Annotated in this window: 8 protein-coding genes; all 8 read left to right on the forward strand. The window is 60.8% G+C overall.

Annotation, left to right across the window (positions count from 1 at the left end; genetic code table 11):
* Window positions 1-15 precede the first annotated feature (15 nt).
* The 8 genes from GTP58_RS14200 to GTP58_RS14235 all read left to right on the forward strand — a co-directional run bounded on the left by GTP58_RS14200 (window position 16) and on the right by GTP58_RS14235 (window position 11645).
* Window positions 16-288 carry a DUF4404 family protein gene (locus GTP58_RS14200; RefSeq protein ID WP_161077984.1) on the forward strand — a complete coding sequence of 91 codons (273 nt, stop codon included), beginning with the start codon at window positions 16-18 and terminating at the stop codon, window positions 286-288.
* Between the two features lie 292 nt (window positions 289-580).
* Window positions 581-2890 carry a YgiQ family radical SAM protein gene (locus tag GTP58_RS14205; RefSeq protein WP_229215595.1) on the forward strand — a complete coding sequence of 770 codons (2310 nt, stop codon included), beginning with the start codon at window positions 581-583 and terminating at the stop codon, window positions 2888-2890.
* Between the two features lie 215 nt (window positions 2891-3105).
* Complete coding sequence (locus GTP58_RS14210; RefSeq protein ID WP_161077986.1) at window positions 3106-4572, forward strand: hypothetical protein; 1467 nt, start codon at window positions 3106-3108, stop codon at window positions 4570-4572.
* Between the two features lie 95 nt (window positions 4573-4667).
* Window positions 4668-7460, forward strand: a complete 2793-nt coding sequence (locus GTP58_RS14215) for an EAL domain-containing protein (RefSeq protein WP_161077987.1) — start codon at window positions 4668-4670, stop codon at window positions 7458-7460.
* 127 nt (window positions 7461-7587) lie between these two features.
* Window positions 7588-8151 carry an alkyl hydroperoxide reductase subunit C gene (ahpC, locus tag GTP58_RS14220; protein WP_161077988.1) on the forward strand — a complete coding sequence of 188 codons (564 nt, stop codon included), beginning with the start codon at window positions 7588-7590 and terminating at the stop codon, window positions 8149-8151.
* Between the two features lie 96 nt (window positions 8152-8247).
* The gene (gene ahpF / locus GTP58_RS14225) at window positions 8248-9846 is read left to right on the forward strand and encodes an alkyl hydroperoxide reductase subunit F (RefSeq protein ID WP_161077989.1); all 1599 of its coding nucleotides are present in this window, start codon (window positions 8248-8250) and stop codon (window positions 9844-9846) included.
* Between the two features lie 168 nt (window positions 9847-10014).
* Window positions 10015-10299 (forward strand): helix-turn-helix domain-containing protein, encoded by a 285-nt coding sequence (locus GTP58_RS14230; RefSeq protein ID WP_161077990.1) that lies wholly within the window; start codon window positions 10015-10017, stop codon window positions 10297-10299.
* Window positions 10296-11645, forward strand: coding sequence for a HipA domain-containing protein (locus tag GTP58_RS14235; RefSeq protein WP_161077991.1), 1350 nt, complete (start codon window positions 10296-10298; stop codon window positions 11643-11645). The genes GTP58_RS14230 and GTP58_RS14235 overlap by 4 nt, the downstream gene beginning before the upstream one ends.
* Window position 11646 lies beyond the last annotated feature (1 nt).

The raw sequence follows: 11646 nt of genomic DNA on the forward strand, positions 1-11646 counted from the left end.
AACAAAAGGTGACTTATGGACAGCAACCTCAAAGCATCGCTGAAATCCCTGCACGAACGCCTGGCACAGGCCGGGCCGGTGGATGAAGAGTTGCTGGAGCTGCTCAGGCAGCTCAACGGCGATATCGGCAGCTTGCTGGAACGCGGCAAGGACGAACCGGGCGAGACCACCACCTATGGTCTGGCGGAACGCACGCAGGAGCTGTCGGCCAAGTTCGCGGTCAAGCACCCGCAGCTGGAACCGGCGCTGCGCGAACTGGGAACCATCCTGTCGAATATGGGGATTTGAAAATAAGAAACCCGGGGAAGCCAGGTCCCCGGGTGGCCAGCGTTACTCAAACACCGGCATCTGCCAGCAGGAGTGTCCTGCCGCTACTCTGTTATAGCAAAGTTCCGGTCCAAATCAATGTGAGACTGACATCATTTCACTCAAGTGATTGAAAAGTAACAGAATTTTTTAAGTACCCGTGAGCGGAGCGGGGGCATTTCCGGTACAATACCGCCCCATGAATCCCCCTACCAATTTATTTGCGGCCGTCCCGAAACGGTCTGCACGCGCTGCCACTGCGCCTTTCCTGCCGATGTCCCGTGAAGAGATGGACGTGCTCGGCTGGGACGAGTGCGACGTCATTCTGGTGACGGGCGACGCCTACATCGACCACCCAAGCTTCGGCATGGCGCTGGTCGGTCGCCTGCTGGAAGCGAACGGCTACCGCGTGGGCATCATTGCCCAGCCGGACTGGCAGTCGGCGGATGCGTTCCGCACGCTCGGCAAGCCACGCCTGTACTACGGCGTCACGGCCGGCAATATGGACTCAATGGTCAACCGCTACACGGCGGACCGCAAGCCACGCTCGGATGATGCGTACACGCCCAACGGCGAGCCGAACAAGCGTCCGGACCGTGCCGTCACCGTCTACGCGCAGCGCTGCCGTGAAGCCTATCCGGGGATACCCGTGGTGATCGGCTCGATTGAAGCCTCGCTGCGCCGTATCGCCCACTACGACTACTGGTCGGACAAGGTGCGCCGCTCGGTGCTGTTCGAGTCCAAGGCCGACATGCTGATCTTCGGTAACGCCGAACGTGCGCTGGTCGACCTGACCAAGCGCATTGCCGATGGCGAGAACATCAAGACCATCCGCGACCTGCGCGGCACCGCGTTCCTGGTGCCGTCGGGCTGGATGCCGGGCGAAGAATGGGGCGTGCACAACAGCACCCGCGTGGATACGCCAGGCAAGGTCGACAAGCACATCGATCCTTATCTGATGGTCGACCAGAATTCGCCGACGTGCGCGACCGACAACAAGCCGGCGGAAGAAGTGAATCCGGCCATGGTCGAGCCGACCAAGGCCGCCGCGCCGCCACCGCCACCACCGGCCGAGGTGTTCAAGCCCATCCGCATCATGAGCCGCGAAGAACGCCGCGCCATGGAGCTGGAAAAACACCACAAGACCGTGGTGCGCCTGCCGTCGTTTGAAACCGTGAGCAGCGATGCGGTGATGTACGCGCACGCCTCGCGTGTATTCCACCTGGAGTCGAACCCGGGCAATGCGCGCGCGCTGGTGCAAGGCCATGGCGACCGTGACGTTTGGATGAACCCGCCACCGCTGCCGCTGCAGATGGACGAGATGGACAATGTCTACGACATGGCCTACGCACGCGGCCCGCACCCGAGCTATGGCAATGCCAATATCCCGGCGTGGGAAATGATACGCTTCTCGGTCAACATCATGCGCGGCTGCTTTGGCGGCTGCACCTTCTGCTCGATTACCGAACACGAAGGCCGCATCATCCAGAGCCGTTCCGAGCCGTCGATCCTGCGCGAGATCGAGCACATCCGCGACAAGACCAAGGGCTTCACCGGCATCATTTCCGACCTCGGCGGTCCGACCGCGAATATGTACCGCCTGTCCTGCAAGGACAAGGAAATTGAAACCACCTGCCGCCGCCTGTCGTGCGTGTACCCGTCGATCTGCGTGAACCTGGGCACCAACCACAATCCGCTGATCAAGCTGTACCGCCGCGCGCGCGAAATCCCGGGCGTGAAGAAGATCCTGATCCAGTCGGGTCTGCGTTACGACCTGGCCGTGCGTTCGCCGGAATACGTCAAGGAACTGGTGACCCACCACGTCGGCGGCCTGCTGAAAATCGCGCCGGAGCACACCGAAAGCAATGTGCTGAGCAAGATGATGAAGCCGGGCATCGGCGCCTACGACGAGTTCAAGGCCCTGTTCGAGAAGTATTCGCTGGAAGCGGGCAAGAAGCAGTACCTGATTCCTTACTTCATCGCGGCCCACCCGGGCGCCACCGACGAGGACATGCTGAACCTGGCGCTGTGGCTCAAGAAGAACAACTTCCGCCTGGACCAGGTGCAGACCTTCATGCCGACGCCGATGGCCATGGCCAGCGCCATGTATCACTCGCGCCGCAATCCGCTGCACAAGGTGACCGAAGACTCGGAAGAAGTGTTCACGCCGCGTTCGCTGAAACAGCGTCAGGCGCACAAGGCTTTCCTGCGCTACTACGATCCGAAGAACTGGCCTATTCTGCGTGATGCCCTGCGCAATATGGGCCGTGGCGACCTGATCGGTACTGGCGAGCGCCACCTGATCCCGCCATACACGGCGGGTGAAGAAAACTTCAAGGCCTCGCAAGGCAAGCGCGCGATGCCGATGCTGGCGCCTGGCAGCGACAAGCGCGGCGCCCGCGGTGCGCCGACGGTGGGCCGTGGCGGCAAGCCGAACGCCCTGACCGGTTCGCTGACCGCACGTGCCACGGTTGAAACCAAGGCCAAACCGTCGATCCTGGATACCATCAAGATCAAGAAACCGGCCGCTGCCGCACCCGCCAAGGGCGGCCGCGCTGCGCCACCGCCGCGCGGCCGCAAGTAGTCCGGCCGGCAGCCGAGCCCCACCGGCCTGAATGCGACCATGAGCGCATTCGGGCCGGTGGGGCTTTTTTTTCGTACAATTCCCAAAAGAAATGTTGTTAAATTACCCTAACGGTGTAATTACGTGGATAATTCACTCCTGCTTGTGCGATGCGTGGCCGTCATTGCGGGCTACACTGCTTGCACCGCAGACCTTATTCTGTGAACTGGAAGATCATGAAAAACTTTAAATTCTCCTCCCTGCTGCTGGCGCCGCTGTTTGCCGTGCTGGCGGCATGCGGCGGCGGTGGCGGCGGCAGCAACAACACGCCAACCACCCCGACCACGCCGACGCTCAAAAGTATTGCGGTGACTGTTCCGGTCAGCACCATTCCCATCGGCTCCAGCCAGCAGCTGACTGCGGTCGGGACGTATTCAGACGGCAGCTTTAAAACGCTGACCTCGACCACGGGCCTGGTCTGGACCACCAAGAGCGGTGGCACCAGCGTGGCGCAGGTGTTTAGCAATGGCAAGGTGACCGGCATGGGCGTGGGCACGGAAACCATCAACGCCACGCAGGAAAATGTGGTGGGCACGATTTCGCTGACCATTACCTCGCCCTGGACCGCCGTCGCTACCGGGGGCTACCAGACCATCGCCCGCAAGGCGGACGGCAATCTGTATGCCTGGGGCCAGAACATTCAGGGCCAGCTGGGTGACAGCAGCACCGCCAACCGCAACGCACCGGTGCAGGTCAACGCTGGCGCTGGCACCACCACGTGGCGCATGGTGGCGGTGGGCGACCAGTTTGCAGTGGGCATCCGTACCGCCGCAACCAGCGGCACCGGGACTAGCACCGGCGGTACGCTGTGGGCCTGGGGCTATAACCAGAATGGCCAGCTCGGCGATGGCACCCAGACCAACCGCTCGGTGCCGGTACAGATCGGCAAAGACTCTGACTGGACCTATGTGTCGGCCGGCAAGGGCCACGTGCTGGCGCTCAAGGGCGCCACAAATACGCTGTATTCCTGGGGCCGTAATGATACGGGCCAGATGGGCGATGGCACGCTGATCGGCAAGCTGGTGCCCACCAAGATCGGCACCGCGAGCTGGCTGACGGTGAGCGCTGGCGCGACGCACTCCATCGGCCTGCAAAAAGACGGCACGCTGTGGACCTGGGGCGGCAACTCCGATGGCCAGCTGGGCAATGCGACCTCGGGCAGCACGGCCATCCAGGCGCCGACCAAGATCGGCAACCTGACCTTTACCTCGGTGTCGGCTGGCGCCGCGCACTCGATGGCGATTGGCGCCAACGGCAGCCTGTTCGCGTGGGGCCAGGGCAGCTTCGGCCAGCTGGGCAACAACGGCGTGGCCAACCTGACGTCGCCAACCCAGATCGGCACCGACACCAACTGGTCGGTGGTGGCGGCAGGCGCCATCCACACCATGGCGGTACGCACTGACGGCACGCTGTGGGGCTGGGGCTCGAATATCGAAGGCCAGCTGGGTGACGGCAACGGCGATGAAGTGTCGCCGGTCCAGATCGGCACCGGCGCCAACTGGGTCACGGTCAGCGTCGGCACCGGCCACAGCTTCGGCCTGAAAGCGGACAACACCCTGTGGGGCTGGGGCCGCAACCAGGAAGGCCAGCTGGGTAATGGCAAAAACGTGCTGTCGCCAGTGCCGGTGAATATCCCGAACTGAGCCTGAGCGGCTAGACAACAACGGACGGCAGGCAGCAGCCTGGCCGTCCGTTGCTTTTTGTACTGTCCGGTTGGCAGACGCGCTACACTAGGATCATGGCCTTCCGCTTCCATGTCATTGCCAAACTCTGCACCGCTGCCGCCTTGCTGCTGGCTGCCATGCCGGGCATGGCGCTGGAAAAAATCACCTTGCAGCTCAAGCATGTGCACCAGTTCCAGTTTGCCGGCTACTATGCCGCAGTGGAGCAGGGTTACTACAAGGAAGCCGGACTGGAGGTGCAGATCCGCGAGGGCAGCGACGGCAACGAGCCGGAGCGCGACGTCATTGCCGGCAAGGCCGAATACGGTGTCGGCAGCAGCAGCCTGCTGCTGGCGCGGCTGGCCGGCAAGCCGGTGGTGGTGCTGGGCGTGGTGTTCCAGCATTCGCCGTATGCGCTGGCGATGCGCCAGAGCGGCGGCGATCCAGATATCCGCCGCCTCATCGGCAAGCGCGTGATGATCGGTTCCCTGACCGATGAGCTGGGCAATGCGGATGAACTGCTGGCCTACCTCATCAAAGAAGGTATCCCGCCGAACAAATTCCAGCGCGTCGAGCACAGCTTCAATCCCGAAGACCTGATCAGCGGCAAGGTCGATGCCATGACGGTCTACACCACCAACGAGCCGGACACCTTCGACCGCCTCGGCTTCCCGTATGATATTTACAGCCCGCGCGCGGTGGGCATCGACTTTTATGGCGATAACCTGTTCACGAGCGAGCAGGAGATTGCCAACCATCCGGCGCGCGTGGCCGCCTTCCGCGCCGCCAGCATGCGCGGCTGGCAGTGGGCCATGAGCCATCATGAGGATACCGCCGACCTCATCCTCAACAAGTACTCGCGCCGCAGCGACCGCCAGCATCTGCTGTACGAAGCGCGCCAGATGGTGCCGCTGGTGCAGCCGGTGCTGGTGGAAATCGGCTACATGAACCCGGACCGCTGGCACCATATTGCCGATGTCTACGCGGGCCTGCACATGCTGCCCAAGAACGCCAATTTCGACGGCTTTATGTACCAGATCGACAGTACCCGTCCCAGCCTGCTGTGGCTGTACCGCGTGCTGGGCGTGGCGGCCTTGCTGCTGGTGCTGGGCGCGGCCGTGCATTTCAGCCAGCTCGCGCGCGAGCGCAAGCGGGCGCTGGAGATCATCCGCAAGGGCGAGCAGCGCTTCCGCACCATGTTTGAAGCCTCGCCGCTCGGCATCGCGCTGATTGATTCGATCAGCTATGAGTACCGCGACATCAACGCGCGCTACCAGGAAATCCTCGGCCGTTCGCAGCATGAGCTGCGCGCACTGCGCTGGCTCGAGGTCGGCCACCCGGATGACGTGGTGCAGATCAAGGCGCAGATGGCCTTGCTGATCACGCAGCAGATCAGCAGCTTCAAGGCGCTGAGCCGGCTGTTCCGGCCCGATGGCAGCGTGGCGTGGATCGATGTCTCGGTGAATGCCATCGACACCGAAAGCGGCGGCCATCTGCACCATCTGTGCATGATCGAGGACGTCACGGCCAAGAAGCAGAGCGAGCAGCTGATCTGGCAGCAGGCCAATTTCGACACGCTGACCCATCTGCCGAACCGACGCATGTTCCTCGACCGCCTCGCGCACGACATGCTCAAGAGCCAGCGCGACAAGCTGCGCATTGCCATCCTGTTCATCGACCTCGACCACTTCAAGGAAGTCAACGACACGCTGGGCCACCAGCAGGGCGATGTGCTGCTGGTCGATGCGGCGCGCCGCATCAGCGCCTGCGTGCGCAAGTCGGACACGGTGGCGCGGCTCGGCGGCGACGAGTTCACCGTGATCCTGAATGAGCTCAACGAGTCGGACAACGTGGAGCGCATCGCCCAGGACATCCTCGACAGCCTGCTGCAACCGTTCGAGCTGGGCGCGGAGCAGGCGTTCGTGTCAGCCTCGATCGGCATTACCCTGTATCCCGACGATGCGCTGGACATCGACAGCCTGCTCAAGCACGCCGACCAGGCCATGTACGCGGCCAAGGGCGCGGGCCGCAACCGCTACAGCTATTTCACGCCGACCCTGCAGGTGGCGGCGCTGAACCGCATGCGCCTGACCAATGACTTGCGCGGCGCGCTGAAAGGCGAGCAGTTCGAGCTGTACTTCCAGCCCATCGTGCACCTCGAAAGCGGCGCCATCCACAAAGCCGAGGCGCTGATACGCTGGAACCATCCGCAGCGCGGCGTGGTGAGTCCGCTGGAGTTCATCCCGCTGGCCGAAGCCAGCGGCCTGATTATCGACATTGGCGCCTGGGTGTTCCGCGAATCGGCGCGCTGGGTGCAGCACTGGCGCCAGCAGTTTTATGCGGATTTCCAGGTCAGCCTGAACCAGTCGCCGCTGGAGTTCCAGCGCGAGGGCGAGTCCTACGAGTGCTGGGTCAGCCATTTGCAGGCGCTGGCGCTGCCCGGCCAGTCGCTGGTGGTGGAGATTACCGAGGGCCTGCTGCTGGACGCCAGCAACACCGTCAGCACCCGCCTGCTGCAACTGCGCGACGCCGGCATCCAGGTGGCGCTGGATGATTTCGGTACCGGCTATTCCTCGCTGTCCTATCTGAAGAAGTTCGACATCGATTACCTCAAAATCGACCGCTCCTTCACGCGCAACCTGGCGCCCGATTCCAGCGACATGGCGCTGTCGGAAGCGATCATCGTCATGGCCCACAAGCTGGACCTGAAAGTGATTGCGGAAGGCGTGGAAACGCCGGAACAGCGCGACCTGCTGGCCGCCGCCGGCTGCGACTATGGCCAGGGTTATCTGTTTGCCAAGCCGATGCCCGCCACCCAGTTCGACACCTTCCTGCGCGCCGCTGCCGCCGCCTCGGTGGAACAGCGATAATAGCTATCCCATCTGCGAGCGTGATAGTTAATGCCAATTGAAACTATTGAAACAATCAATTTTGCAAATAGGGTAAAAGCGCTTAAACTGGCGTCTCAATGATTCACAACCCAACGAGGAAACCACAATGTCCCTGATCAATACCCAAATCAAACCATTCAAGGCAACCGCATACCACGCAGGCAAATTCATCGACCTGAGCGAAGAGTCCCTGAAAGGCAAGTGGTCCGTTCTGATGTTCTACCCAGCCGACTTCACCTTCGTGTGCCCAACCGAACTGGAAGACCTGGCCGAGCAACAACCTGAATTCGCCAAACTGGGCGTGGACGTGTACGGCGTGTCGACCGACACCCACTTCGCGCACAAAGCATGGCACGACACCTCGGACGCGATCAAGAAAGTGAACTACCCACTGATCGGCGACCCAACCGGCACCCTGTCGCGTAACTTCCAAGTGATGATCGAAGAAGAAGGCCTGGCACTGCGCGGCACCTTCGTCATCAATCCAGACGGCTTCATCAAAGTGCTGGAAGTGCATGACAACGGCATTGGCCGCGACGCCAGCGAACTGCTGCGCAAAGTAAAAGCCGCTAAATACGTTGCCGAGCACCCAGGCCAGGTATGCCCAGCAAAATGGACCGAAGGCGCAGCTACCCTGACCCCATCGCTGGACCTGGTTGGCAAGATCTAAGGTCTTGAACAACACAGCAGCAAACAAGTAGTTACCGCGATGCCGGACCGGGCGTCCGGCCCGGCATCCGCCTAAATATTTGTAAAGGAAGAAATCATGTTAGACGCTACCCTCAAAACCCAGCTGAAAGCCTACCTGGAAAAAGTGGTCCACCCACTCGAGCTGGTCGCTTCTCTCGATGACAGCGCCAAAGCCCGCGAGATGAAAGAACTGCTCCTCGAAATCGCCGAGTTGAGCGACAAGATCTCGCTGGTCGAGCGTACTGAAGCTGGCGTGCGTACCCCGTCGTTCAGCATCAACCGTGCAGGCACCGGGATCGGCGTGCGGTTTGCCGCCATCCCAATGGGCCACGAATTCACTTCGCTGGTGCTGGCGCTGCTGCAAGTGGGCGGCCACACCATCAAATTTGACGAAGCCGTGATCGAGCAGATCCGCAACCTGGATGGCGATTACGAATTCGAAACCTTCATGTCGCTGACCTGCCATAACTGCCCGGACGTGGTGCAGGCGCTCAACGCCATGTCGGTGATTAACCCACGCATCAAGGTCACCACGATTGACGGCGGCCTGTTCACCCAGGAAGTCGAAGACCGCCAGATCCTGGCCGTGCCGATGATGTTCCTGAATGGCCAGCATTTCGGCCAGGGCCGCACCTCGGTCGAGGAAATCCTCGCCAAGCTGGACACCAATGCCAGCGTGCGTGCGGCTGCTGAACTGAGCAAGAAAGATGTGTTCGACGTACTCATCGTTGGCGGTGGCCCTGCCGGCGCCGCTGCGGCGATCTACGCTGCCCGCAAAGGCATCCGAACCGGTGTGCTGGCCGAGCGTTTCGGCGGCCAGGTGCTGGATACCCTGGCGATTGAAAACTTCATCTCGGTCAAGGAAACCGAAGGGCCGAAGTTTGCCATCGCACTGGAACAGCACGTCAAGGAATACGACGTTGACATCATGAACACCCAGCGCGCCAGCAAGCTGGTCAAGGTTGGCAAACGGATTGAAGTGCAGACCGAATCGGGCGCAGTGCTCAAAGCCAAGTCGGTGATTCTGGCGACCGGTGCACGCTGGCGCGAAATCAACGTGCCGGGCGAGAAGGAATACCGCAACCACGGCGTGGCTTACTGCCCGCATTGCGATGGTCCGCTGTTCAAGGGCAAGCGCGTGTCGGTGATCGGCGGCGGCAACTCCGGCGTGGAAGCCGCGATTGACCTGGCTGGCCTGGTCAGTCACGTGACCCTGATCGAGTTCGGCGCCGAACTGCGTGCCGATGCGGTACTGCAGCGCAAACTGCGCAGCCTGCCGAACGTGAAGGTGATTACTTCGGCGCAAACCACCGAGATCCATGGCGACGGCAAAAAGGTCAACGCGCTGAGCTACACCGACCGCAACACCAACGAGTCGCACAAGGTGGAGCTGGAAGGCGTGTTCGTGCAGATCGGTCTGGTGCCAAACACCGAGTGGCTGAAGGACACCATCACGCTGTCGCGTCACGGTGAGATTGAAGTCGATGCCCGTGGCCAGACCTCGCTGCCAGGCGTGTTTGCCGCAGGTGACGTCACCACCGTGCCGTACAAGCAAATCATCATCGCCACCGGCGAAGGCGCCAAGGCAGCACTGTCCGCCTTTGACCACCTGATCCGTTCGGACGATGACGAAGTCGTGGAAGAATCGGCTGACAAGCACGCAATGACGGCTTAATTAGTTGGTCGTCTGATCCCAGGCCCGGAAGTTGGAAACAACTTCCGGGCTTTTTATTTCGGAATTTCAGAAATATCCGACATATTTAAGCTATTCAAGGAGAATTTCGGTAAATCAGAAATTCCTCTCTTATACTGATTGAAGAATTTAAATTTCTGAAAGTCCGAAATGAATGACTCGACTGGCACCAAGCCTTCCTCAGTTCAAATCGTGCGTCACACTGCAGATCTCGGACAGCAAATACGGGCACATCGAAAACAGCAGGGGTTGAGAATCGATGACGCTGCGGCATTGAACAATGTCTCTGTGGACCTGCTGTCACGCCTTGAAAATGGCGCAGGCGGTGTACGCACCGACAAGCTATTTGCGGTGCTGGATGGGCTTGGACTAGCACTGGTCATTGCGCCCAAAGACCATGACTTCCTCAAACACTTGCCCCGGGATGCCGCATGAACGGGACCGCCCACCGGCTATGTTTGTGGCTGGAAAATCGTCTGGTTGCAGACATTGAATATGTTCCGACTGAGGAAAAGTGGTCACTGCGCTATGCCGAGGACTGGTGCGCCGATCCGGATGCATTTCCACTCTCGCCAGCCACGCCCCTGGATCAGCACATACCCTCTGCCACGGTGCGGCGTTTCATTGAGAACCTGCTGCCGGAAGGCCATGCGCTGGATATCGTGGCATCGAGCCAGGGTATCGCAAAAAGCAATGTGTTTGGACTGATCCGGGCGTTGGGATCGGAAACCACTGGTGCTTTCCGGTTTTTGCCGCAAGGCGTGGACGGCACAGTGGAGCAGCAAGCTGGCGCGCTACGTGAAATTTCGGTGGCAGAACTTGACCAGCGGATTGCTGGCCGCGACAAGCGTCCATTGATTGAATGGGACGGCAAGGTACGCATGTCGGTTGCCGGTTATCAGGACAAATTGCTGGTCTATTTTGACGGCAAACCCGAGGACGGCGCCCGCATGTTCCTGCCGGATTTTCCACTCGCTTCCACGCACATACTGAAACCGCAGCCCACCGAAGCGCGCTTGCCGCATATGGTAGCCAACGAACATTTCTGCATGACCCTAGCCCAGGCAATGGGCCTGCCAGTTGCGGAGGTGGCGATACTGCGTACGCCGAGGCCGGTACTGGCGGTGCGCCGATTTGATCGTACCGCCTTGCCTGGCGCACGGTGGCGGGTAGCACGCAAGCACATCATTGATGCTTGCCAGGCGGCCGACATGCCCGTCAGTTATAAATACGAGCGCAACATCGGCAGTGTCGGGGAGGCAGCGCGTTATCGGGATGGCGTTGGCTTGCCGGTGTTATTTAGTCTCCTTCAATTTTCCAACCGTAAAGCGCTCGACAAGCTGGCGATGTTGCGCTGGGCCTTGTTCCAGCTGATGATCGGCAACAGCGACGCGCACGGCAAAAATTTTTCCTTCTTCGTCCATGCCGCCGGCTTGCAAGCCGCGCCTTGGTATGACCTGGTGAGCGCCGTGCAATATCCGCAGTTCTCGCATGAGCTGGCGATGGCGTTTGGTGACGCGTTCAAGCTGGATCAGATCAAGGCATTTGCCCTGGCTGAGTTTGCCCAGCGCTGCGGTATTGACCGGCAACTGCTGGTGCGTGAATGCCGGCGATTACGTGATGGTGTGCAAAAACATGCGCTACAACTGGCGCAAACCGGTCCTTATGAAGATGGCGAGCGCGAACTGGTTGCGGCGATTGCTGCATACGCTATCGCACAGGCAGAGCAGTTGTGCGGTAGCGCGGTGGACGCCAGGCAGATCACTGGCGAGATGCTGTAAA

This window comes from Duganella sp. CY15W (genome assembly GCF_009857555.1).
Lineage (GTDB): Bacteria > Pseudomonadota > Gammaproteobacteria > Burkholderiales > Burkholderiaceae_D > Rugamonas > Rugamonas sacchari.

What these genes read in the sequence shown, in the direction of transcription:
- GTP58_RS14200 (WP_161077984.1), top strand. Translation starts at nt 16, where the DNA reads ATGGACAGCAACCTCAAAGCATCGCTGAAATCCCTGCACGAACGCCTG.
- GTP58_RS14205 (WP_229215595.1), top strand. Translation starts at nt 581, where the DNA reads ATGTCCCGTGAAGAGATGGACGTGCTCGGCTGGGACGAGTGCGACGTC.
- GTP58_RS14210 (WP_161077986.1), top strand. Translation starts at nt 3,106, where the DNA reads ATGAAAAACTTTAAATTCTCCTCCCTGCTGCTGGCGCCGCTGTTTGCC.
- GTP58_RS14215 (WP_161077987.1), top strand. Translation starts at nt 4,668, where the DNA reads ATGGCCTTCCGCTTCCATGTCATTGCCAAACTCTGCACCGCTGCCGCC.
- ahpC (WP_161077988.1), top strand. Translation starts at nt 7,588, where the DNA reads ATGTCCCTGATCAATACCCAAATCAAACCATTCAAGGCAACCGCATAC.
- ahpF (WP_161077989.1), top strand. Translation starts at nt 8,248, where the DNA reads ATGTTAGACGCTACCCTCAAAACCCAGCTGAAAGCCTACCTGGAAAAA.
- GTP58_RS14230 (WP_161077990.1), top strand. Translation starts at nt 10,015, where the DNA reads ATGAATGACTCGACTGGCACCAAGCCTTCCTCAGTTCAAATCGTGCGT.
- GTP58_RS14235 (WP_161077991.1), top strand. Translation starts at nt 10,296, where the DNA reads ATGAACGGGACCGCCCACCGGCTATGTTTGTGGCTGGAAAATCGTCTG.